The 22,739-nt window shown below is 69.3% G+C and carries 20 protein-coding genes, 1 other RNA gene and 2 pseudogenes; 11 read left to right on the plus strand and 12 right to left on the minus strand.

The genetic code is table 11. The features are described from left to right. The first annotated feature begins 1 nt into the window (after position 1). On the plus strand, positions 2-1,480 hold the full coding sequence (locus tag J2S55_RS28895) for an AMP-binding protein (RefSeq protein WP_306867404.1): 1,479 nt from the start codon (positions 2-4) through the stop codon (positions 1,478-1,480). Positions 1,481-1,504: 24 nt separating this feature from the next. On the opposite strand, the gene menC is transcribed toward J2S55_RS28895, so the two are convergent. From menC to J2S55_RS28920, 5 genes are all read right to left on the minus strand, one after another. Beyond that, positions 1,505-2,605, minus strand: a complete 1,101-nt coding sequence (gene menC, locus J2S55_RS28900) for an o-succinylbenzoate synthase (protein ID WP_306867408.1) — start codon at positions 2,603-2,605, stop codon at positions 1,505-1,507. A 70-nt stretch (positions 2,606-2,675) separates the two neighbouring features. Then, entirely contained in the window at positions 2,676-3,509 is an 834-nt protein-coding gene (locus J2S55_RS28905; protein ID WP_306867411.1) for a GNAT family N-acetyltransferase, read from the minus strand. Next, positions 3,506-4,849, minus strand: coding sequence for a M20 family metallopeptidase (locus J2S55_RS28910; protein ID WP_306867414.1), 1,344 nt, complete (start codon positions 4,847-4,849; stop codon positions 3,506-3,508). The genes J2S55_RS28905 and J2S55_RS28910 overlap by 4 nt, the downstream gene beginning before the upstream one ends. After that, entirely contained in the window at positions 4,846-5,883 is a 1,038-nt protein-coding gene (locus tag J2S55_RS28915) for a dipeptidase (RefSeq protein WP_306867417.1), read from the minus strand. Before J2S55_RS28915 ends, J2S55_RS28910 begins: the two co-directional genes overlap by 4 nt. Positions 5,884-6,099: 216 nt before the next feature. After that, positions 6,100-7,539, minus strand: coding sequence for a flavin-containing monooxygenase (locus J2S55_RS28920; protein ID WP_306867419.1), 1,440 nt, complete (start codon positions 7,537-7,539; stop codon positions 6,100-6,102). A gap of 80 nt (positions 7,540-7,619) precedes the next feature. Between J2S55_RS28920 and J2S55_RS28925 the strand changes: the two genes are divergently transcribed. The 4 genes from J2S55_RS28925 (at position 7,620) to rnpB (ending at position 10,895) form a co-directional block, all read left to right on the plus strand. Next, complete coding sequence (locus J2S55_RS28925; protein WP_306867422.1) at positions 7,620-8,456, plus strand: Nif3-like dinuclear metal center hexameric protein; 837 nt, start codon at positions 7,620-7,622, stop codon at positions 8,454-8,456. Continuing rightward, complete coding sequence (locus J2S55_RS28930) at positions 8,453-9,193, plus strand: zinc ribbon domain-containing protein (RefSeq protein WP_306867425.1); 741 nt, start codon at positions 8,453-8,455, stop codon at positions 9,191-9,193. Before J2S55_RS28925 ends, J2S55_RS28930 begins: the two co-directional genes overlap by 4 nt. After that, positions 9,190-10,431 (plus strand): bifunctional RNase H/acid phosphatase, encoded by a 1,242-nt coding sequence (locus J2S55_RS28935; RefSeq protein WP_306867429.1) that lies wholly within the window; start codon positions 9,190-9,192, stop codon positions 10,429-10,431. Before J2S55_RS28930 ends, J2S55_RS28935 begins: the two co-directional genes overlap by 4 nt. 71 nt (positions 10,432-10,502) lie before the next feature. Then, an RNA gene (gene rnpB / locus J2S55_RS28940) (RNase P RNA component class A) lies at positions 10,503-10,895 on the plus strand. Between the two features lie 66 nt (positions 10,896-10,961). Here rnpB and J2S55_RS28945 read toward each other — a convergent pair. The 3 genes from J2S55_RS28945 to J2S55_RS28955 all read right to left on the minus strand — a co-directional run bounded on the left by J2S55_RS28945 (position 10,962) and on the right by J2S55_RS28955 (position 13,678). Continuing rightward, positions 10,962-11,384, minus strand: a complete 423-nt coding sequence (locus tag J2S55_RS28945; RefSeq protein ID WP_306875606.1) for a tyrosine-type recombinase/integrase — start codon at positions 11,382-11,384, stop codon at positions 10,962-10,964. Positions 11,385-11,822: 438 nt separating this feature from the next. Next, the gene (locus tag J2S55_RS28950; RefSeq protein ID WP_306867432.1) at positions 11,823-12,368 is read right to left on the minus strand and encodes a hypothetical protein; all 546 of its coding nucleotides are present in this window, start codon (positions 12,366-12,368) and stop codon (positions 11,823-11,825) included. Between the two features lie 341 nt (positions 12,369-12,709). Continuing rightward, entirely contained in the window at positions 12,710-13,678 is a 969-nt protein-coding gene (locus J2S55_RS28955) for a GlxA family transcriptional regulator (RefSeq protein WP_306867434.1), read from the minus strand. Between the two features lie 71 nt (positions 13,679-13,749). On the opposite strand from J2S55_RS28955, the gene J2S55_RS28960 reads away from it, so the two are divergent. The 5 genes and pseudogenes from J2S55_RS28960 to J2S55_RS28980 all read left to right on the plus strand — a co-directional run bounded on the left by J2S55_RS28960 (position 13,750) and on the right by J2S55_RS28980 (position 17,054). Beyond that, positions 13,750-14,493, plus strand: a complete 744-nt coding sequence (locus tag J2S55_RS28960; protein WP_306867435.1) for a DJ-1/PfpI family protein — start codon at positions 13,750-13,752, stop codon at positions 14,491-14,493. A gap of 69 nt (positions 14,494-14,562) precedes the next feature. Then, the gene (locus tag J2S55_RS28965; RefSeq protein ID WP_306867437.1) at positions 14,563-15,147 is read left to right on the plus strand and encodes a hypothetical protein; all 585 of its coding nucleotides are present in this window, start codon (positions 14,563-14,565) and stop codon (positions 15,145-15,147) included. Between the two features lie 136 nt (positions 15,148-15,283). Further along, positions 15,284-15,667, plus strand: coding sequence for an SMI1/KNR4 family protein (locus J2S55_RS28970; protein ID WP_306867438.1), 384 nt, complete (start codon positions 15,284-15,286; stop codon positions 15,665-15,667). Between the two features lie 91 nt (positions 15,668-15,758). After that, a pseudogene (locus J2S55_RS28975) lies at positions 15,759-16,412 on the plus strand (transposase). A gap of 75 nt (positions 16,413-16,487) precedes the next feature. Further along, positions 16,488-17,054, plus strand: a complete 567-nt coding sequence (locus tag J2S55_RS28980) for a DUF4291 domain-containing protein (RefSeq protein ID WP_306867441.1) — start codon at positions 16,488-16,490, stop codon at positions 17,052-17,054. 87 nt (positions 17,055-17,141) lie between these two features. Here the strand turns inward: J2S55_RS28980 and J2S55_RS48640 are convergent. Continuing rightward, positions 17,142-18,211, minus strand: a protein-coding gene (locus tag J2S55_RS48640; protein ID WP_442480352.1) for an IS630 family transposase whose coding sequence is annotated in 2 segments (ribosomal slippage) — positions 17,142-17,713 and positions 17,713-18,211 — 1,071 coding nt in all. Because the reading frame shifts where the segments join, the coding sequence is not laid out codon by codon here. 156 nt (positions 18,212-18,367) lie between these two features. Between J2S55_RS48640 and J2S55_RS28995 the strand changes: the two are divergent. Then, a pseudogene (locus J2S55_RS28995) lies at positions 18,368-18,674 on the plus strand (hypothetical protein); the annotation flags it as partial. Positions 18,675-19,618: 944 nt separating this feature from the next. Here J2S55_RS28995 and J2S55_RS29000 read toward each other — a convergent pair. The 3 genes from J2S55_RS29000 to J2S55_RS29010 form a co-directional block, all read right to left on the minus strand. Next, positions 19,619-20,443 carry a hypothetical protein gene (locus tag J2S55_RS29000; protein WP_306867443.1) on the minus strand — a complete coding sequence of 275 codons (825 nt, stop codon included), beginning with the start codon at positions 20,441-20,443 and terminating at the stop codon, positions 19,619-19,621. Positions 20,444-20,841: 398 nt separating this feature from the next. Next, positions 20,842-22,035 carry an IS110 family RNA-guided transposase gene (locus tag J2S55_RS29005; protein WP_306867446.1) on the minus strand — a complete coding sequence of 398 codons (1,194 nt, stop codon included), beginning with the start codon at positions 22,033-22,035 and terminating at the stop codon, positions 20,842-20,844. A gap of 434 nt (positions 22,036-22,469) precedes the next feature. Beyond that, the gene (locus tag J2S55_RS29010; protein ID WP_306867449.1) at positions 22,470-22,685 is read right to left on the minus strand and encodes a methyltransferase domain-containing protein; all 216 of its coding nucleotides are present in this window, start codon (positions 22,683-22,685) and stop codon (positions 22,470-22,472) included. Between the last annotated feature and the right edge of the window lie 54 nt (positions 22,686-22,739).

Genomic DNA, 22,739 nt, shown 5'->3' on the forward strand with positions numbered 1-22,739 from the left:
CATGCCCGACATCAGCGCGCTCCCCGGCTTCTACCGGATCGCGCAGGCCGACCCGGACCGCCGGGCGGTGATCGACACCGACGGCGCGGTGACGACCTACGGCGAGCTGCTCGCCCGGGTCAACCAGGTCTCGCACGGGCTGCGGGCCCGGGGACTCGCCGAGGGGGACGTGGTCGCCGGCGTGCTGCCCAACGGCCTCGACGCGGTGGTCATGCTGATGGCCACCGGCCAGGTCGGACTGTACTACGTGCCGGTCAACTGGCACCTGACGGACACCGAGATCGCCTACATCCTGGCCGACTGCGACGCCGAGATCGTGGTCGCCGGCCCGGCCCGCCCCGTGGAAGGGGCGCTCACCGGCACCGCCGACCTGGCCGAGGGGCAGCCGGTGACCGCCCCCGAGGGCAGATCGGCGGGCGCGGTCATGTGGTACACCTCGGGCACCACCGGGTTCCCCAAGGGCGTGCAGCGGCCGCTGCCCGGCACCGAGCCGGAGGCGACGGTCCCGCTCGTCACCTGGTTCCTCGGCGAGGTCTGCGACCTGCGGCCGGGCGACGGGATCCACCTGGTGACCTCGCCGATGTACCACTCCGCGCCCTGCGCCCACACGATGTTCGCGCTGCACCTGGGCCACACCCTGGTGATCGCGCCCAGGTTCGAGCCGGCCGGGATCCTCGAACTGATCGACCGGTACCGGGTGACCAACGCCATGATGGTCCCGACGATGTTCCACCGGATGCTCCGGCTGCCGGCGGAGGTCCGCCGCGCCTATGACGTGTCGTCGCTCCGGCAGGTGGTCCACACCGCCGCGGCCTGCCCGGTGGCGGTCAAGAAGCAGATCATGGACTGGTGGGGCCCGGTCCTGTACGAGTACTACGGCTCCACCGAGTCGACCATCGCCTTCTCCGTCAAGCCGCACGACTGGCTGGAGCGCCCCGGCACGGTCGGCCGCCCGGCGCCGGGCTTCGAGGCCCGGATCCTCGGCCCGGAGGGCGAGGAACTCCCGGTCGGCGAGCCCGGCATGGTCTACGTCAAGTCGGGGCTCGGCGGCTTCGCCTACCGCAAGGACCCGGCCAAGACCGCCGCCAGCATGCGGGGGGAGTGGTACGCCCCCGGGGACATCGGGTTCATGGACAAGGACGGCTTCCTGTTCCTGTGCGACCGCCGTACTGACCTGATCGTCTCGGGCGGGGTGAACATCTACCCCGCCGAGATCGAGGCGGCGCTGCTGGAGCACCCGGGGGTCGCCGACGTCGCGGTGATCGGCGTGCCCGACGAGGAATGGGGCCACACCGTCGTCGCGCTCGTCCAGCCGGCGCCCGGCGCCCCGCCCTCCCCACAGGAGCTGCTGGAGCACCTCGGCCCGCGCATCGCTCGGTTCAAGCACCCCCGGGTGATCGAGTTCCGTGAGGAGCTGCCCCGCACCCCCACCGGGAAGCTCTCCCGGACCAGGGTCCGGGAGGAGTATCTGTCCCGCTAGCGGCCGGGCCGTCCGGCGCCGCCACTAGGTGGTGATCCACTCGGTGGAGGTGGTGACCTCCTCCAGGATGTCCTGGACGGGGTCGACGCCGATGCCGGGGCCGGTCGGGACGTCCAGGTGGCCGTCGCGGAGCTCGAACGGCGGTGTGATGTCGGTGGCGAAGTAACGGCGCGAGGCGGAGGTGTCGCCGGGCAGGGTGAAGCCGGGCAGCGCGGCCAGGGCGACGTTGGCGGCGCGGCCGACGCCGGTCTCCAGCATGCCCCCGCACCACAGGGCGACGCCGTGGGCGCGGGCCAGGTCGTGGATCCGGCGGGCCTCCAGATAGCCGCCGATCCGGCCGGGCTTGACGTTGATGATGGAGCAGGAGCCCAGGGTGATCGCGGCGGCGGCGTGCTCGGCCGACTCGATGGACTCGTCCAGGCAGATCGGGGTCTTCAGCCGCTCGGCGAGCCGGGCGTGCTGGACCATGTCGTCGTTGGCCAGCGGCTGCTCGATGAGCAGCAGGCCGAAGTCGTCGAGCTTGGCCAGGTGGGGGGCGTCGGTGAGGGTGTAGGCGGCGTTGGCGTCGACCTGGAGCAGCAGGTCGTCGCCGAAGCGCTCACGCACGGCACGGACGGGGGCGACGTCCCAGCCGGGCTCGATCTTCAGTTTGATCCGGACGTAGCCCTCCGCGAGATAGCCGCCGACGGCGTCCAGGAGCTCCGGGACGGAGTTCATGATGCCCACCGACACTCCGCACGGCACCCGGTCCTTGGACGCTCCCAGGAAGGAGGCGAGGGACTGCCCGCCAGCCCGGAGCTGGGCGTCCAGGACGGCGCTCTCCAGGGCGGCCTTGGCCATCCGGTGCCCCTTGAACGGTTCGAGGGCCCGGCCCACGCCGTGGACGTCGGCGTGGGCGGGCAGGGCGGGGATGAGGAAGCGGCGCAGGACGTCGGCGGCACCGTCCACGTACTCGGGGGAGTAGAGGGGGTCGGACATGGCCACGCACTCGCCCCAGCCCTCGGCGTCGGGGGTGACGACCCGCACCAGCAGCACGTCGCGTTCGGTCTCGGTGCCGAACGAGGTGCGGAACGGCGCGACCAGCGGCATCCCGATCCGCCGCAGTTCGATTCCAGTGATCTTCATGTTCTCTCCTTCTCGGTGGGTCCCTCGCCTGCCGGGGGCCGTTGCCCGCCCCCGCTCCCTCCGGCCGGGCTCACCGTTCCACGATGTAGTGGCCCTCGCCGGTGAACCCGGTCACCCGGGCCCCTTCCCTCATCAACCCGCCCAGCACGTCACGTACGGCGTGGCGCCACGCCAGCGCCGCACCCGGATCGGCGCGGCGCAGCGTCTCGATGTCGGAGGGGACCGCGACCAGCGCCACCCGGGCGTCGCCGCGCCCGGCGACCGGGCGGCCGTCGCGCTCGGCCAGGGCGGTCACCGCGTCCGGCGGGACCTGCGGCCGGTACGGCTCGCCCCGGACGGCCGCCGACACCCGCGGCTCGGACAGCCGCCAGACGGCGAGCACCCGGTCCGACTCGTCACCGGTGTTGATCGCGTCCTCCATGACGCCGTAGAAGGACGGCAGGTATTCCTCGGGGCGGGCGCCGAGCTTGACCATGTTGAAATGGGCGTTGCGCCGCACCAGCGGGTCGTAGGTCCAGGTGATCCGGTCCAGGCCCCGGTCGAGGGCCCAGGCGCGCTGGTGCAGCTTGAGGGCGAACCCGATCCCGCGCCCGACGGAGGCGCCGGTGACATGGGAGTGCAGCACCTGCCCGGGCGGCGCCCCGAAGAACGCCACCGAGGCCCCGACCATCCGGCCGCCCTGGTAGGCCCCGGCCACGTAGTTGCCCGCGTGGGACAGCGCCCGCATCATCTCCACGGAGATCGGCGGATCGCCGAGCCCGGGGTGCCAGATGTCGTCGAACAGCCGGTGGACCTCCTCGAAGCCGGACAGCTCCGACAGCTCGACGATGCGCACCCCCGCGGCCTCCGCCGCCGCCTCGGCGTGCTCGTCGCTCCGCGGGGAGCCCGCCGGACGGTCCGTCACCCGCCGCCCCTTCCCGAGGGCGCGGAGTGGTCTTCCCGGGCTGCGGAGTGGTCTTCCTGGGATGTCGAGTCGTCTCTCCGGGGTGCGGAGTGGTCTTTCTGAGGTGCCGGGCCGTCTCTCCGGGGTGCGGAGCCGTCTCCTGAGGGCGCCGGGCCGTCTCCCAGCGCCACGGAGGTCTGCCCGGGGGCCGGAGCCTCCGCCGCCGGTGCCGCGAGCTCTCCCGCCAGCACCGCCGAGATCAGCCCGGCCAGCAGCCTCGCCCGGCCGGGCATCTCCGCGACGACCACGTGCTCGTGCGCGGCGTGCGCGCCGCCTCCCACCGCGCCCAGCCCGTCGAGCGTCGGGCAGCCGGCCCCGGCGGTGAAGTTCCCGTCGGAGGCGCCGCCCACGGCCACCCCCCGCACCGCTCCCATGCCCAGATCCTTCGCGATCCGGCGGGCCAGCTCGAACAGGCGCGCCGAGGAGGTCTCCTCCAGCGGCGGCCGGTTCGGGCCCCCGCTCACCTCCAGCCGGGTCCCCGGGACCCGGGGGACCAGCGCCCGCACCAGCTCGTCCACCCGCTCCTGTGCCGCGACGGTGGGCACGCGCACGTCCACCTCCACGCCGGCGAGCGCGGGCACGGTGTTGACGGTGGTGCCCCCCGACAGCACGGTCGGCGTCACCGTGGCCGGACCCAGGCCGCCCGGCCGGCCCGGCGCCGGCCCGCCGTCCACCGACGCGGCGATCGAGCTGAGCGCGAGGATCTGGTGGGCCAGCTCGACCGCGGCGTTGGCCCCCTTCTCCGGCTCCAGTCCCGCGTGCGCGGCCCTGCCGTGCACGGTGACCCGGTAGTTGGAGGTGCCCTTGCGCGCGGTCTTGAGGGCCCCGCCGTCGGCGCTGGCCTCCAGCACGAACGCGGCCGCGCAACCGCGCGCCGACTCCTCGATCAGCGCGCGCGAGGTCGGCGAGCCGACCTCCTCGTCCCCGGTGACCAGCACGCACACCCCGTCCGGCGACGGCAGCGCGGCCAGCGCGTGGAAGGCCTGCACCAGCCCGGCCTTCATGTCGAAGACCCCCGGCCCGCGGGCGATCCCGTCCACGAGCGACCAGGGGTGCTCGGCCAGCGTCCCGACCGGCCAGACCGTGTCGTGGTGGCCGACCAGCAGGACCCGGGGCGTGCCGAAGCTCCACCGCAGGTGGGTGACCCCGTCGATCACGATCGTCTCCGGGTGCGCGCCGAGCCTCCTGGACCCCAGGTCGGCGACCACCCGGGCGCTGCGGGCCACCGCCTCGTGGTCGGCGGAGAAGGACTCGCAGACGACGAGCTCCGCCAGGTCCTCAAGCATCAGGTCGAGGTTCACGCCGGTCTCCCCAGCTCGGCGCGGAACAGCCGCAGGACGTTGCCACCGATGATCTTGACGATCTCCTCGTCGGCGAAGCCGTGCTTGAGCAGGGCGTCGGTGACCAGCGGCAGCCCGCTGGGGCCGGCCAGCCCGGGGACGGCGGCCAGCGGGTCGACGCCGCTGTAGCTGAACCCCTCGCAGCACGGCGGCGTGACGTCGTTCATGACCTCGCGCATGAAGTCGGGGCCGAGCCCGACGTGGTCGATCCCGCCGACGCTCACGACGTGCTCGATGTGGTCCACCAGGCGGTCCACGGTGTAGTCGGCCGGGTCGTCGGCGAGGAAGGCCGCCAGGAAGTTGACGCACACCACGCCACCGGTCGCGGCGACGGCGCGGATCTGGTCGTCGGTGAGGTTGCGGTGGTGCTCGCGCAGGGCGCGGGCCGAGGAGTGGGTCGCCATCACCGGGCGGGTGGCCAGCTCCAGCACGTGCTCCACCCCGGAGGCGCTCAGGTGGGAGACATCGAAGATCATGCCGAGGCGTTCCATCTCCCGGACCACCTCCACTCCCGCCGTGGTGAGCCTGCTGCCGGTGGCGTCCTCGCCGCTGCCGTCGGCGAGGGCCGTACGGCCCCAGTGCGCGATCGAGGCGACCCGCACGCCCAGCCGGTGCAGGGTGGGCAGCAGCTCCACGTCGGCGTCCAGGCCGGGAGCGCTCTCCAGCGCCAATACCAGGGCGATCCTCCCCTCGCCGAGCGCCCCGTCGATCTGGGTGCCGTCGGTGCAGAGCCGTACCGCGTCCTGGTTGCCCTCGGCCAGGGTGTGCGCGCACTCGATCATGCGCAGGGTCTGCCTGAGCGCCCCCTCCGGCCGGTACTGGTCGTCGATGAAGACCGGCAGCACCTGCAGGTCCACCCCGCCCTCGCGGAGCTGGGGCAGCCAGCGCTCGCGGAAGAAGGAGGCCCACTGTCGCGGAGGCCGTGCCGTGACGGCCATCAACAGGTCGTTGTGGGTATCGGCGACCACGGCGTCACGGTGGAGGTCAGCGGACACGGGCAGGCCCTTCTTCGCAGGTGGCTCTCGTCACCGCCGACGCTATCGAGAGTCCGCGCCCGGCGCCTGGACGGGGCGCTCTGTGAGGCCGCCGGCCGGCGGACGGGACGGCACGCGTAGCCTCAGGTCGCCAGGTCGCCAGGTCGCCCGGACACCCGGCGGAGCGGGCGGAGCGGGTGGGGCGGGCGGAGCGGGCCGGCGCGCGGGTCCGGCGGGTCAGCGCGCGAAGCGGAAGGCCGCCGGACGGGGCGCCCTGGTGATCCGCCGGTAGACGGTCGTCGGGGCCGGCCAGTTGTTGGTCACCCGGCCCGCCGAGTTCTTGTACCAGCTCGTGCAGCCCGCCCCCCACACCATGGTGTCCATCGCTTGCTCCAGGCTCCGCCGCCAGGCGTCCATCGCCTCCGGCCTGACCTCCATCGGTCCTCTCCGCGCGAGGTGCGGCAGGCAGCCCATGACGTATCCGACCTGGCATTCGATCATGAAGACGATCGAGTTGTGACCGAGGTTGGTGTTGGGCCCGTAGAGCAGGAACAGGTTCGGGAAGTGCGGCACCGCGATGCCGAGGTAGGCCTCCGCCCCGTCCTTCCACTCCTCGCCGAGACGGCGCCCCTGACGGCCGGTGATCTCGATGGGGGCCAGGAAGTCGGTGCTGTGGAAGCCGGTGGCGTAGACGATCACATCGGCCTCGCGGAGGCCGGCGGTGGTCTCGACGCCCGCCGCGGTGATCCGGGTGATCGGTTCGGTGACGAGATCCACGTTGGAGCGGGTCAGCGCGGGATAGAAGTCGCTGTCGATGATGACCCGCCTGCAGCCGGGCGGGTAGCCGGGGGTCAGCTTGGCCCGCAGCAACGGATCTTGGACCTGGCCGTGCAGATGGGCCAGGGCGCGTCTGCGCAGCATCCCCGCGCTCCACCCGCCGGCCAGGGCCGGGTGGAGGGCGCCCTCGGCGTATCGGTAGACCCACTCGCGGTAGCCCCGCTGCAGGAACGGCACGTGGCGGAAGGCCGTCCGGACGCCCTCGCCGAAGACGGCGTCCGGCTTGGGGATGACCCAGTTGGGGGTGCGCTGGAAGACGTCCACCCGCCCGGCGACCTCGGCCACCCGGGGGATGAGCTGCGCCGCCGACGACCCGTTCCCGATCACCGCCACCCGCCTGCCGGTCAGGTCCTGCGAGTGGTCCCAGCGGGCGGAGTGGAAGGCCGCGCCCGCGAAGTCCGGCATTCCTGGGATGTCGGGCAGCCGGGGGCGGTTGAGCTGCCCCACCCCGGACACCACCACGTCGAAGAGCTGCTCGCCGGCCGCGGTGCGCACCCGCCACCTGCCCAGCGACTCGTCGAACGTGGCGGCCGTGACCTCGGTGTCCAGCCGGATCCGCGGGCGCAGGCCGTACTTGTCGGCGCACATCTCCAGGTAGGCGAGGATCTCCGGCTGTCCGGGATAGCGGCGGGTCCAGCTGGAGTATCTCTCGAAGGAGAAGGAGTACAGGTGCGAGGGGATGTCGCAGCCGGCCCCCGGATAGGTGTTGTCCCGCCAGGTGCCCCCGACGCCGGGCCCCTTCTCGAAAATCGTGTAGGAGCCGATCCCCGCCCGCTCCAGCTGTATGGCCATGCACAGCCCGCCGAAACCGGCACCGATGATCGCGACAGTCGGACTCACAGACCAGCCCTCCGGAGGTCGGGATCCACTTACATTAAGCGATTCGCCTCCGTCCGGACATAGGCCGGTAGTCTGCGCACGTGCCTACCCTCGCCGACGTCGTCCGAGAGCTCGAATCGACCTACGACCCCCGATGGGCGGAGTCGTGGGACGCCGTCGGGCTCGTCTGCGGAGACCCCTCCTCGGAGGTGCGCAGAGTCCTGTTCGCGGTGGACCCGGTGGCCGCCGTCGCCGACGAGGCCGTCGAGTGGGGCGCCGACCTGATCGTCACCCATCACCCGCTCTACCTGCGCGGCACCACGAGTGTCGCGGCCACCACCTTCAAGGGCCGTCTGGTCCACACGCTGATCAAGAACGACATCGGCCTCTTCACCGCCCACACCAACGCCGACGTCGCCGACCCCGGCGTCTCCGACGCGCTCGCCCGCGCCGTGGGCCTGGCCGGTCCGCTCACGCCCCTGCTGCCCTCGGCCGACGGCCCGCGGCGCGGGCTCGGCCGGGTCGGCTCGCTGCCCGCCCCGCTGTCGCTGCGCGAGTTCGCCCGGCAGGCCGCGCGCGGGCTCCCCGGTACGGCGGGCGGGCTGCGGGTCGCCGGTGACCTCGACCGCGAGATCCGGCTGGTGGCGGTGAGCGGGGGATCGGGAGACTCCCTCCTCGGCACGGCCCGCGCCGCCGGGGTGGACGTCTTCCTCACCGCGGACCTGCGCCACCATCCGGCGTCCGAGTTCATGGAGGCCTCCGGCGGACCGGCGTTGATCGACGCCGCCCACTGGGCCACCGAGTGGCCCTGGCTGGCCGAGGCGGCACGCCGTCTGGAGTCCGGATTGGCCGGGAAGGGGATTACTGTTGAGACGCGCGTATCCGAGACGGTCACGGACGCTTGGAAGACAACAGCAGAGTGCGAGGATTTGAAGTGAAAGCAGCCCCGGCGGCCCAGAAGCGTCTGCTCGACCTGGCCGAACTCGACTCCGTCATCGACCGGCTGGCCCACCGCCGCCGCACCCTGCCCGAGCTGGCCGAGATCGACGAGGTCTCCACCCGCGTGGCGAGGCTCGCGACCCAGGTGATCGCCGCCGAGACCGAGGCGGGCGACCTGGCCCGCGAGCAGTCCAAGGCCGAGGCGGACGTCGACTCGGTCCGCATCCGCGCCGAGCGCGACCAGAAGCGCCTCGACTCCGGCCAGGTGTCCTCGCCGAAGGACCTGGCCAGCCTCCAGTCCGAGATCGCCTCCCTGAACCGCCGCCAGGGCGACCTGGAAGAGGTCGTGCTGGAGATCATGGAGCGCCGCGAGTCGGCCGACGCGCAGGTCGCCAAGATCGTCGCTGAGCGCGACGAGCTCGCCGCCGTCCGCGGCGTCGCCGAGGACCGCAGGGACGCCGCCTTCGCCGAGATCGACAAGGAGAGCGCCGAGGTCAAGGGCAAGCGCTCGGGCGTCGCCGCCGACATCCCCGCCGACCTGCTGGCCCTCTACGAGAAGCTCCGCGAGCAGTTCGGAGTGGGCGCCGCGATGCTGCAGGGCGCCCGCTGCCTCGGCTGCCGCACGAGCCTGTCCATCGCCGAGATCAACCGCATCAAGGCCGCCTCGCACGACGAGGTCATCCGCTGCGAGGAATGCCGCCGCATCCTGGTCCGCACCGCAGAGTCGGGGCTGTGACCGCCTACGTCGTCGAGGCCGACGGCGGGTCCCGGGGCAACCCCGGCCCCGCCGGTTACGGCGCCGTCGTCAAGGACGCAGCCGACGGCCAGGTGCTGGTCGAGACCGCCGAGGCGATCGGCACCCAGACCAACAACGTCGCCGAATACCGCGGCCTGATCGCGGGCCTGCAGTCGCTTCTCGCCCTCGCGGGCGACGGCGCCGCCGTCGAGGTCCGGATGGACTCCAAACTGGTCATCGAGCAGATGGCCGGCCGCTGGAAGATCAAGAACGAGGGGCTGCGCCCGCTCGCGCTGGAGGCGGGTGCCCTGGCCCGGCGCCTGCGGGTCACCTGGCAGTGGATCCCCAGGGAGAAGAACAAGGACGCCGACCGGCTGGCCAACGAGGCCATGGACGCCGCCGCCAAGGGCCGCCCCTGGCAGCTCAGCGGATCCTCGGTCGCCGGCTCCACCGCGGGCGGAGCCCCGTCCCGCGGGGCCGGCTCTCCCGCCGCCGCGCCGGCCGCGCAGGACTCCCTCCTCGACCTCCTCGACTCCGATGACGTCTCATCGGGGCAGCAGGTCGTGGCGGCCACCACCACCGTCGGCAGCGGCTGGCGCGCGCCCACGACCGTGGCGACCTCGCTGCTCCTGCTCCGGCACGGCGAGACGCCGCTCTCGGTCGAGCGCAGGTTCTCCGGGCTCGGCGATCCGGAGCTCACCCCCAACGGCGTCGCCCAGGCCGAAGCCGCCGCCGCCAGGCTGTCGCGCGGGCCGTACGGCGTGCAGGTGGTCGTCAGCTCGCCGCTCAGGCGCGCCCGCGCCACCGCCGAGACCGTCGCCGCCCGGCTCGGGCTGGAGGTGGTCGTCGACGAGGGGCTCAGGGAGGTCGACTTCGGCGACTGGGAGGGCCACACCTTCACCGAGATCCAGCGCCGGTGGCCGGACCTGCTCGCCGCGTGGCTGGCGGACCCGTCCGCCGCGCCGCCGGGTGGGGAGAGTTTCGGGGAGGCGGCGCGGCGGGTCCAGGCGACCGGAGACCGGCTGGTCGAGCGCTACGAGGGCAGGACGGTCCTCGCCGTCTCCCACGTCACGCCGATCAAGATGCTGCTCCGGTCCGCGCTGCTCGCTCCCCTCGCCGCGCTGTACCGCATGCATCTCGATCTGGCAGCCCTGTCCCTGATCGAGTACTACGCCGACGGCCCGGCGGTGGTCAAGGTGTTCAACGACACCTCGCACCTGGCTGAGACGGCACCCTGATTCCACCGGAGGCGACTTGCCGCTCGGTTGGAGACCACTTGGGGAGCCATTAGGCTGGGACGCACGGCGGACGAGCCGGCCGGGCGGCCGCGTCGGGTCTCTTCGGAGACCCGCCGAGGAAGGTCCGGGCTCCACAGGGCAGGGTGGTCGGTAACGCCGACCCGGGGTGACCCGCGGGACAGTGCCACAGAGAACAGACCGCCTCCCGTGAGGGAGGTAAGGGTGAAACGGTGGTGTAAGAGACCACCAGCGCCCACGGTGACGTGGGCGGCTCGGTAAACCCCACCTGGAGCAAGGTCAAGAAGGGACGCTCCCCGGAGCGTCCCGCGCACGACGTTCGAGGGCTGCCCGCCCGAGTCGTGCGGGTAGACCGCTTGAGGCCGCCGGCAACGGCGGCCCTAGATGGATGGTCGCCCCTTCACGTCAGTGAAGGACAGAACCCGGCCTACAGGCCGACTCGTCCGCCCTCCCCGCCCCTGACCTGCGGCGGAGCTCTTGCTCATGGAGCTGGAGACCCTGAGAGGGCACATTCAGGTGAGTTGAGGTCCGGTGGCGAAGGCGTTGTCCAGCGCCGTCCGTGCCCGCTCGGACGCCTCCGGGACCAGATGCCCGTACAGGTCCACGGTCGTGGTGACGGACCCGTGGCCCGGCCACCGGGACACCTCGGAGATGGGCACCCTCTCGGCGAGGGCCGTACTGGCGAAGGTGCGCCGCAGATCGTGGAACGTCATGTCCACCGGCACCCCGGCCGCGAGGATCGCGGGTCCGAGGATGTCGACGTTGAAGTGGTCGCGCCGGATCAGGTTGCCGCGCGCCGTCCGGAACAGCGCGTCCTCGGGACTGTGCCGGTCGATGTGCTCGGTCAGCGCGTCGGCCAGGACGGCCCGGATGGGGACGTCACGGATGGACGGAATCGAACCTGCGACCTGCGGATTATGAGTCAGCTCGATCAGTGCCGCTCAGTGCCGTCAAGTGTTGTCCTGTACCGCCGTTGCCGGAATTCTCCCCATCGTCGTGTCGGCCTGTGTCGACGCATGCCGCGCTGTATCGCATACACGCGAGCAACCGCCGAGCAGTCATCGGTGGACGATGCGCGGCTGATCGCCAGGATGACCTGTTGTCGCTTCGGAAGCGATGCAATTCCTGCTTGACGTGCCTGGATGTGTTTTCGGCAGGCACAGGGTCGAGTTCCGGGGTAGCGCGAACGGGCCGTCCACCGACGCGGTCGATGTGGGCGGGCACCCGGCTGGAGCGGACCGGGGCCGCCGGAAGGACATTGCGATCTTGCCGAGGGTGCTCATTTCATTGCGATTCGACCTGCCTGGGTTGACCGATTCCTCTCAGTGCGATCGCCCCACTTGTATCAGTCCGCACAAGGCATTACGCCAGCATCAAGGCATGACACACAGCAGCCCCTCCGATGAAACCCAATCCTGGTCGAGGAAACGCCCTGTGATTCTTCCTATGATGATCAGAAACTGGTCCAGCGCTTCTGGTACCGGCATCGTGTTGTCGTTTGGCAGATCTGTCCAATGGGCTTCATGCTCGGCCTCGTCGAAGACGCTTCTGTACTCGCCGTCGTAGGTGTGGATCGGCTCGTCAAGGTCCTCGATCCCGCCGACGTATGAAATTTCAAACACGCGCCGGTCATGGCGGCTGAGCTCCTCGGCGGACGACGCCTGCCCGCCACTGAGGATAAGGACATGGGACCAGCCGGGTGCATGCGACGTGATCCAGACCCGCTGCGCAGAGCCCGCAGGATCGTATGTCCTCATAGCGGTCTGAAAGTCGCACGTCTCTATCGTCCCCGCCGGGAAGTGCAGACCCCGGGCCACCTCGTGACCGTCCGCAATGCTGACCCATAGGGCACCGAACCTCCTGTCGAGCCCGTGTGCCACCAGAAGACGCTGTTGGTTTTCAGCAGGAAAAAGAGTCATAGTTTATCCGGATTCTGTTGCATAAGAGTCCAAAAGAAGAGTGAGGAGCCGCTGGCCCATCGTTTGCGCCCCTTGCCGGTGGGGTCCAGGCCCATGACCGCCATGTAGACGCACTTCAGTGCGGCCTGCTCGTTCGGGATCGGAGAAGACCATCTGCTCGGAAGCTCCAGCCGCGAGGACCTCCGAGAACAAGGGCCAGAGCGCGACGTATGGCCGGCTCAACAGTTGCGAGAACAGCAGCCGGAGGTGCCGGTGCCGTTCCACAACGGCACGGCGCGGTTCCCGCCGTCCGCCCGTGCGCACTACGCACTACGAGGCGGAAGCCCCCGACGTTCCTGAATTCATGGCCTGACCTGCTTCTGGAGTTTGAACGTGGCGCGGTACGCGCTGGGACTGGGGCCGATGCGGGAGGCGAAGTGCGAGCGCAGCGTCACGGGTGAGCCGAAGCCGGCCAGGGCGGCGATCCGCTCGACTGGGAGATCAGTGGTCTCCAGCAGTTCCCGGGCATGGTCCAGTCGCGCGGTCAGCAGCCATTTCCGCGGAGTGGTGCCCGTCTGTGCCCGGAACTGCCGGTTGAGGCTGCGTACGCTCAAGTGCGCATGCCGGGCGATGTCGCCCAACGTCAGAGGCAGATGCAGGTTCTCGTGCATCCACTGCAAGGTCGATCGGAGGATCGGGCCGTCGCTTCGGGGAGCGGGGTGCCGGATGATCTGGGCCTGCTCGCCGTCGCGCTGCGGCGGCATCACCACGGTACGTGCGGCATCGGCGGCCGCCGCGGCACCGTGATCGGTGCGGATCATGTGCAGGCACAGATCGAGTCCCGCGGCGGCCCCCGCGGAGGTCAGCACCTGCCCGTTGTCGACGAACAGGACCGCTGGGTCCACCGTGACACGCGGGTAGGACCGGGCGAGATCCTGGGCGGCACGCCAGTGGGTGGTGGCCCGGAGTCCGTCCAACAGCCCGGCGGCGGCGAGGACGAAGGCGCCCGTGCAGATCGACGCGATCCGTGCGCCGTTCCCCGCGGCCGTGCGCAGCAGCTCCAGCACCCGTGGTTCCGGCGGCTGGGAGTGCCGGGCTACGCCCGGCACCACGATCGTGTCGGCGTCGGCGGCCGCGTCGAGCGGGAAGTCGCAGCGCACCTGGAAGCTCGGGACGCCGACAGCGGTGGCGGTGACGTCCTGATCACCGCAGACCCGGACCGCATACCGAGGCGTTCCGTCAGAACGCCATGCCGCGGAGAACGCCTGACACGGCACCGCCAGATCGAACGCGACGACCCCGTCGAAGGCCAGTACCGCCACCGTGTGCATGGCCAGAACGTATCGCAACACGGCACGCCCGGCCCTGGTCCGGTCATCCCGTCAATCTCGACACTTGGGCCATGGAACGCAGAAACCTCTTGATGGGTATGACCGCCGCGATCACCGCGGCCGCCCTACCGGATACCGTGGCTGCTGCCGCCACGGCGGACTCGCCCGTCGGTGCGCGGCAACGCGTGCACATCGTGTTGTTCGACGGCGTCGAGGAACTGGACTTCGCCGCGCCGCTGGAAACCCTCGACATCGCCGGCAAGTTCGGCGCGCCCATCGAGACGAGGTTGGTCACCGTCGAAGGGCCGCGTAGGGTGACGGCCAGTTGCGGCACGCGGATCGATGTAGGCGCCGACTGGATGCCTGGGGAAGCGGACGTGATCCTGGTGCCGGGCGGCGACGTTCGGGACGCCGGCAAGCCCGGCGTGGCGGCGGAGATCAAGCGCGGAGTGATCCCGACCGCGTTGCGCACGGCCCGCAGACGGGGGCTGACCATGGCGTCGGTGTGTACCGGCGCGCTGCTGCTGGGTGCGGCGGGTCTGGTCCGGGGTCGGCCGTGCACCACGCATCACAGCAGCAAGAAACAGTTGGCTGAGCAGGGCGGCAAGGTCGTCAACGGGCCCGGCGGAGGCATGCTGGGGCCACGCGTGGTCGACGACGGTGACCTGGTCACCTCAGCCGGCGTCACGAGCGGCCTGGAACTGGCCTTGTGGCTCGTCCAACGCGCGTATGGCACGCAGATGTCGATGAATGTCGAGATGGTGCTGGAGTACGAACGCCGCGGCGTCGTCCACGAGGCCCGCCGCCGCGGCTAGGTGTATTGACCTGAGAGGTTAGGAACGCGGCTGGCTGATGGGTGTCGCGCCAGGGCTGAGGAGGTCGCCATGTTGTTCGGGTCGCGGACCGGATTCGGTTTGGAGTTCCACGTCGAACAGGACCCGGGGCTGCTGTGCGTCGACGTCTTCGTCGGCGGGCTCCATGTGAACACGTGGGACAACGCGTTCTATCCGCCGCTGCTGGTCAAGAAGCTCAAGGACGAGCTCAGCCGCTTCCGCACGCCGGCTGTGCCGCCGATGGGGTTCACCTCGCCGTCTGAGTCCTTCCGCATTGCCGAGAGCTGGATGTACGACGACGCCAGTATCGGGGCCGCACCTGGGGCCGAGGCGGCACTCGCACGGTGTGTGTTCCTGGAGTGGGGGGAGTGCACCGACGAGGTGACAGCGTTCGCGTTCCCTGACGGGGACCGGGTGCACCTCGCCTGTCGGGTACGCGATGGAGGCGGTCCCGCCTGGGGCACCGAGGCCCGGCGTGAGCCGACGGTGGTGTCGGTGAGCCGGACGGTGCTCGTCGAGACGTTGGAGGGCGGCCTCGTCATCGCCGAACGCGAGTGGTCTGCCCGGCTCGCCGCCATCATGGCCCGCAGTGACACATGTGACGGCGGGGACGTGTCCAGCGTGCGTTCTCCGTAGTACTTCAGCCGTAGATCGTGATCATGTTGGGGCCGCCGTCGGCCGGTTGCAGTGGTTTGCTTTGGGAGCGGTCCTGGTGGGAGTGGCTGTGCCGCCGCCTGCCAGGGCGGCCGGAGTCTGTTGGGAGGGGTGGAGGATGGCGGGGTCGGTTTCGAGGCCGGCGGCGGCAACGCCGGACGATGTGATGCGGGCGCGGGCCGAGACGGCGATGAGCCTTCCGGCTCCGCTGGTGGCACTGTGGAGTGTGAGGGACGGCTTTCACGCAGAGTCCGGTGTCGCGGTGTACTCGGCAGGGGACATCGGTGAACGCAACGCCACTTACGAAGTCGCGCGGTATGCACCAGGATTCCTCCTCGTCGGCGATGACAGTGGTGGCCGCGGGTTTCTCCTGCGTGCCGATGACCGGGACTCCGCCGTGTTCTCCTCCGGTCTGGGCGATCTGGAGCCTGCGGACTTCGACGTCGTGTCCGCGGACTTCGCGTCCTGGATCGAATCGCTTGGTCCTGTCCCTTCCTGCTGACAAAGGGCATTCTCGGGTTCGCTTACCGGCGTGGGCCGAACGAGTCAGCGTGTGCCGAAAGTGGATCTTGGCCGTGGGGAGATCACGGTTTGTGGCGCGTGGGGATCTGACGGACGAGCGGTGGGCGGTGCTGGGGCCGCTGTTGTCGAAGGACAAGAGGCCCGGTCGGCCGCCGGTATGGCCTCGGCGGCAGTTGATCGACGGCATACGGTTCCGGGTCCGCACCGGCATCCCGTGGCGGGACATGCCTGAGGAGTATGGGCCGTGGGGTCGGGTGTACGACTTGTCCGGCGCCGGCAGCGGGACGGCACTTGGCTGTCGAGCAGGGCCAGAAGCCAATGTCGATCGTGATCACGGCCGGGCAGCGTGGCGACGCCCCGCAGTTCGAGGCCGTTCTGGGCCGTATCCGGGTGCCCCGCCTCGGGCCCGGCCGGCCGCGCACCCGGCCCGGGCGGGTGCGTGCCGACAAGGCATACGCTTCCCGTAAGAACCGTGCTTACCTGCGCTGACGCGGCACCGCTGCACGATCCCGGACAAGGCCGACCAGGCCCGCAACCGCAAGAAACTCGGATCCAGGGGCGGTCGTCCGCCGAAGTTCGATCCGGAGGATTACAAGGCTCGGCAGGCGGTGGAGGGCGGCATCAACCGCCTCGAAAGGCACCGTGCCGTGGCCACCAGATACGACAAGCTCGCGGTCCGCTACGAGGCGACCGTCCTCGTAGCGGCCATCAACGAGTGGCTATGACCAGCACATTCGCTCCGGCCGGGGGCGGGGAAAAAGCTTCGCGATGCGAGTGCACCGGATGGCAGGGTGCAACGCATGGCACCCCAGTACCAGATTCGCGCAGACTACGACGCTGACACGATCGTGGTCTACCAGGCATACGCGCCTGCCATAGCCGACGCAGCGCTGCGAGCGGGCCGCTTCGTCGCGCCGTTCTCATTCCACAGGATGACATGGATCAAGCCCTCATTCCTGTGGCTCATGCATCGCAGCAACTGGGCCCGCAAACCCGGTCAAGAGCGCGTTCTCGCAGTGCGGATAACCCGGCAGGGCTGGGAGGAAGCTCTGTCCCAGGCCGTGCTCACGACCGCGGATCCGGCAGCTGTGACCCAGGCAGCCGTACATGTCCAGTGGGACCCGGAACGCTCGTTGCGCGGAGCGGCACTGAACCACTACAGCATCCAGGTCGGCATCGGCCGCAATCTGATCCGCACATTCACCGACGACTGGATCGTCAGCCTCACCGACCTCACCCCCCAGGTCCGCAAGGCCGCGGTATTGACACAAACCGGGCACGCTACCAAGGCTCAGCGGCTATTTCCCGCAGAGCGGGTGTATCCACTGCCACGGACGCTGGAAAGCCTCCTTTCCCCGGGTAGCTGACGGCCGACTGGCGAGGGATAAGTTGCCCGCGCCTGAGACACTACGGGTCCTTTCGCAACAGGCCTTACTGATCTTTAATGCGTGAAGTTACGGCGGCTTGAGAAGCAGGCCGGTCCCGGCCAGGCAGCCGTCGATCAGATACGGCCGATACTGGATCTTCTTCAGGCCTCGCTTGATCACGCGCGTTAGGTGGTCCAGGCCCGTGGCGGCGAGGTTGGCCAGCCCGTCACGGTTCAGCAGCGACCACAGGCCCTCCACCGGATTGAGATCGGGAGCATAGGCCGGCAACCGGACAACCCGTAGCCAGTCGGCGTTGTCGGCGATGAATTGCCGCATCTGCGGGCAGGTGTGCCGGTTGAGGTTGTCCCAGATGAGCACGATCGGCGCGCCGAGCTGCAGATGCGCCATGGTGATCAGGTCCCGGTAGTCGCGCCAGGTGAAGCTCGCTGCCTCGTTCTTGCGCCGCCGGTAAACGTGCACCCGGTAGATCAGCCGGGAGCGCCGGCCGGGCCGATAGCAGGCCAGTGCCGCGACGGAGACCCTGCCCGTGCGGTGGCCCGGTACCCGCACCACCGGGGTGGCGCCGCGCACCGCCCAGGTGCGGGCGATCGGCGGCCTCAAAGTGCGCCCGCACTCGTCTTCGAAGCAGACCCACGCGCCCAGGTCCGCCGCGGTCTTTCCACGGCCGGCCACACCTGCTCCTTCCATACCTCGATCGCCTTCTCGTCGCGTTCGCGGGCCCGGCGCGCGGGCACCTGGCACGACCAGCCATGGCGGGTCAGCAGTTTCCACACCCCGGGCAGGGAGTACGACACGTGGAACATCCGGCCGATCACCCGCCGGACCCGGGTCAGCGTCCAGTACTGGTCGTTCCAGCCGTGCGCGGCCGGGCCTCGCAGCAGCGCGGCCTCCAGCCGGGCGAACTGCGCCTCGCTCAGCCGCGGCAGGGACGCCGGTCCCCTGGAGGTCAGGGCCGCGCCGCCGCCGTGCGCCCAGGCGCGGCGCCATCGGTTGGCCGACATCCGGCTGACGCGCAGTTCCTTGGCTATCTGCAGGTCGGTGTATCCGCGGGCGAACAGTTCGGCCGCGCACAGCCGTACCTGTTCGCGCTTGGCTCGTTGTGCGGCGGTCAGCCCGCCGCCTTGCGCGTACCGCATGACCTGGACATACCGCCAGAAACCGGCAGTGTCACATGATCGCTTAACACCACGAATTAAAGATCAGTAAGAGTTGTTGTCAGATCTGCCGGCGGCCTGTGCCTGGCTTGCCGCTCTTGACGTATGGGTCGTGGAGACCTGACCAATGCCGAGCGGGAGCGGCTGCTGGCGGCGGTTCAGGCGGCTCAAGACGAGCAGGGGCGGGTGGACCGGGACGTGTCGGTGGATTCGACGACCGTGCGAGCGCACCAGCACGCAGCCGGCGCGCTCCGCGCGGCCCTGCCCACCCGCCGTCGCCGAGTCGGCAAAAGGGGGACCGGGCGGGGACAGATCGGGGCGATCCGGTGCTGGCAACCCTGGCAGCCCGGCTGGCGGAGGTGATCCGACCGGGGAGTGCTCAGGGCGCTCACGCGGCGGGTTCACCACGGAGATCCACGTGCCGGCCGAGGGGCGGTGCCGTCCGCCTGGGAACCGTCACCGTCGCCGCACTGGTTATCTGGCTCCGACCTGATCCAGGAAGCAGCTTCTAACGGCCGTGTGCTGTAGCAGCCAGTATCTGGGCCCTTGACCAGGATAAAGAATGCTAGGCGTTACAACTAACTACATTTTCCATCAATCCCCGGATCCGGTGGAGCCTTCGCTGATCGAGCGGCTGAGCATCTTTCCGGCGTTGCACGAGCTCACGGACATCTCGCGTTATCAGGCATTCCCGTGTGGCTGCCAGGGTGAAAGATACTGGCTCAAGGAGGCTTTTGGCGTACCAGACCTTCCCTGGGATGAGATGCCCGTCGTTGACCAGGTTCATCACAAGCAGATCCATCCCTGATCGCACATCGACGTCCCGCCTCGACCATCACCGCCCGCTCCAGCTCAGCAGGGATAGCGGGCCGTCCTTCTGGCATGGCGGAAGTCATCTGTGGAAATGGCCTGACGGGTGAGAGGCGAACTCGTCATGCCCGTTTTTCTTGATCAGTACAGCGGCGCGTACAGCAACACCGTCTTACGCGATCACACGGTAGGGACCCGCGTCCACCGCTCCACCAGGGCGAAAGAGCACTGACGAGGCGTATGCCCTTCCCTGCGGATCAGAAGGTCAGGGGTTCGAATCTTCTCGGCCGCGCGTAACGGAAGCCCCGGTCATCTCAGCGATGACCAGGGCTTTTCGCTTGTGGATCATGTTTCGGCATCCGGCGGTTGTCAGGCGATGTCGGCTGGTCGTCCCCAGTACGGCCCCACACTCCGGAGCTCAGGACCTCGCTGGTTCGCCGCTTGGCGATCTCGTCTTGACCCCCATGAGGGCTCGGTGCCTCCTGATTGGCTCCCATGCCCCTTTGAAGGGGTACTGCTCAGGCGGGAAAGATGTACACGGGTTCGCCCGCCGATGTCGGTTCCTTTTGTTGGCGCAGATCAGAAAGGGCCGCTCTCCGGATAGCCGGCCTTTATGGCGGCCTTGAGGGTCTTCGCGTTGAGTTTCTTCTCACTGATGACCTTGCTGGCCGCCGGTGCGGCGATCTTCACCTTGGTGCCCCAGCCCGAATACTTGGTATCGGTGTGGAAGACCATCTGGTCATAGGCCATGGTGTCGTCGTCCGGGTAGGTTGTCGTGTCGACGACCGTGTGGGTGAGCAGGTTGTGTTCATCGAAGTACAGGCGGAACTCGACGCTGCCTTCCCCGGCGGATCTGTCGTGCTGGAAGTCAGCGAGCGTGGCGGTGCCCTGATACTCGCCGGTCGCCACTTCTGATGCGTTGTCCAGCATGAACTTCAGTTCGGCAGGAGTGACGATGTCGGGGACGGCGTTTCTGTGCCCACTGGCCTTCGACTGGATCCAGGAACGACCGGAAGGCAGCGCCTTGGCGATGCCGGCGTTGGTCACGTAGGCGTTTCTGCCCTCGGCGATGACCCGGTAGGGAGGGTTGGACCCTTTCTGGGGTGAGGACATGCGGACACGGAGGTCGGCAGCCGCTGCATTGCCCTTGCCGAAAGCCAGGGTGCCGACCGTGCGGGTGTTCACCCGTATCTGCATAGCCCGGTCGTCGGCGGTGAAATCGAGGATGATGCCGCTTGATTCGGTGATCTTTACGCCTCTGCCCGGGACCAGCTGGGCCTTCAGGGCTTTCACCGGGTCCACTGGGGCGGCCTGCACGGATGCGACGGATGCCGCCTGAGCGGGTACGGCCACCGCGGACACGGCCGCGGCCGTTGCCACGAGGCCTGCGAAGAAGAGCTTCATCAGCGTCCTTGATTATGGGGATATAGCAGAAAAAAGAGTATGAGGGTGGTGTTAGCGAGATAAAGGAGGTCTTATAACGATCCCGTGCAGACCGGTGATCTCAAGTGGTGACAGCCCTTCGACGAAGGCGGGCGGGGTAATCCTTGCCTTTTCTCGTATTTTCGGGTCAGGGCCGGCAGAGGCGGCCATCCTGGGAAGGCAAGCCTTGTCCGGCACGCTGTGGCGAGACATCCAGGGCACTGGTGAGGCCTCACGATGGCCGAACGGGACATGTAGCCGCACATCAGCGCCTGGGCAGCGGCATGATCGCACGTCGCTGGAGCTTCCCTGCAGATCAGAAGACCGCGGGTGGCCGCTGAGGCCGTGACGATTCTCAATGAAGTTGTCAAGGTGGTCGGCTATGCCGCTTGAGGAAGCGGCGGGGTTGCCTCGTAGCATCGTCGGTCACGGATGAGCGCCCACAACACGTTGACCCGTCGCCGGGCCAAAGCCAGCACGGCTTGGGTGTGAAGCTTGCCCTCGGCGCGTTTGCGCTCATAGAAGGCCTGCGAGTCGGAGTGCCATCGGACGCTGATCAGGGCCGAGGTGTAGAAGACCCGGTTCAGGGCGCGGTTGTAGCGCCGTGGCCGGTGCAGGTTGCCACTGATGCGTCCGGAGTCGCGGGGAACGGGGGCGAGCCCGGCATAGCCGGCCAGGCGGTCCGGTGAGGCGAAGGCGGTCATGTCGCCGCCGGTGGCAGCCAGGAACTCGGCGCCGAGCAGGACACCGATGCCGGGCATGCTGACGATGATCTCGGCCAGTTCGTGGCGGCCGAACCGGTCGGCGATGAGGGCATCGACGTCGTCGATCAGCGCATTGAGCCTGATCAGCTCCGTAGCGAGCTGGGCCACCAGCAGGGCGGCCATCTGCTCGCCCGGCACGGTGACGGTCTGGGAAGATGCCGCCTGGAATACTCGCGCGGCCAACTCGCTCGCGCCGCGGCGCACGCCGGCTGCGCGCAGCCACTCCTCCAGACGGTCCTGGCCCACCGCGCAGATGGCCGCAGGGGTCTGATAGCCGGTAAGCAGGATCAACGGTCCCTTGTTGGTCACCTCCAGCGCGCGTTCCAGGGCCGGGCAGATGGCCAAGAGCTGATCGCGCAGCCGGTTGACTGCGCGCGTGCGGTCGGCCACCAGGTCCTGGCGGCGGGCCACCAGCATCCGCAGCTCGGCGATCAGTTCGGGTCCGGGGCGCAGCACGGTCAGGTCCTGCCGCATCCGGGCCTGGTCGGCGATGATCGCGGCGTCCTTGGCGTCTGTCTTGCCCGCTCCTCGGTAGCCATCGGCAGCCCGGTTGACCATGGTGCTGGAGATGTAGCGCACCTGCTGACCGTGATCGAGAAGCACCGCCAGCAGCAGCGCCGCCCCGCCGGTCATGATGTCAACAGCCCACACCGCCTCCTCGGCCAGCGCAGTGACCTCGGCGAACAGCGCAGTCAGGGCGCCTTCATCGTTGGCCACCCGCCGCGACAATAGCCGCTTGCCCTCCGAGTCGATCACCACCGCGTGGTGATGAGTCTTGCCGATGTCCACCCCGGCCCACACCCGCTGCACCGTCGTCCCTCCTTCGATCGTTCTTGCGGTCCCGCGGACGACCTCGCCGGCGCATCCCTACACAGCGATGAACTCGCAATTCTCAATCAGCGGCCGAGTCGTCCCGGGTGCCGGGCGGCCAATCGTCACAAGCCACGGACGGCAGATCGCTCAAAGCCACACCCGGCACCCCTGGGTGTCAGAACCCTACGACCGGTTCGGACGGCCCAAGAAGAAGGTAGGGATCGCTCACTTCGCCGCCCCCGTACGCGATCGGGACGATCGCCGCCAGGGCCCTCCTTCGTCGGCCTTGGCGCTGGTCACAGTGGTCGCCGTGATGGCAACGCTGACGGCGACGTCGGACACCAAACCCACACGACGCGCACTCTCGACGGCGGCCCGGTACCCGGTCGGTCTGACTGGGCAGAGTGATCGTGACTTCTGAAAAGTGAAGGTCAGGCTGCCACGTGCCCGCTGTTGCGCTGCCTGGCCGCCTCGATGGCTGTGTCCGACCGGTCAATCGCGGTGAGCGACCCCGCCTTGAGGCGGTCAAGGACGAGCGTGGCCGCGACACCGCGGCCACATCCGATCCCCAGGACCCGATCGGACGGCGCGAGATCCAGTGTCTCCACCGCCCAGGAGAACCGCTCCGGTATCAATTTTCCAGCCATGGTCACATGATCGGTGAACATCACGACTTAAAGGTCAGTGATTGTTATCGCGCC

Source organism: Streptosporangium brasiliense, from assembly GCF_030811595.1.
Classification (GTDB): Bacteria; Actinomycetota; Actinomycetes; order Streptosporangiales; family Streptosporangiaceae; genus Streptosporangium; species Streptosporangium brasiliense.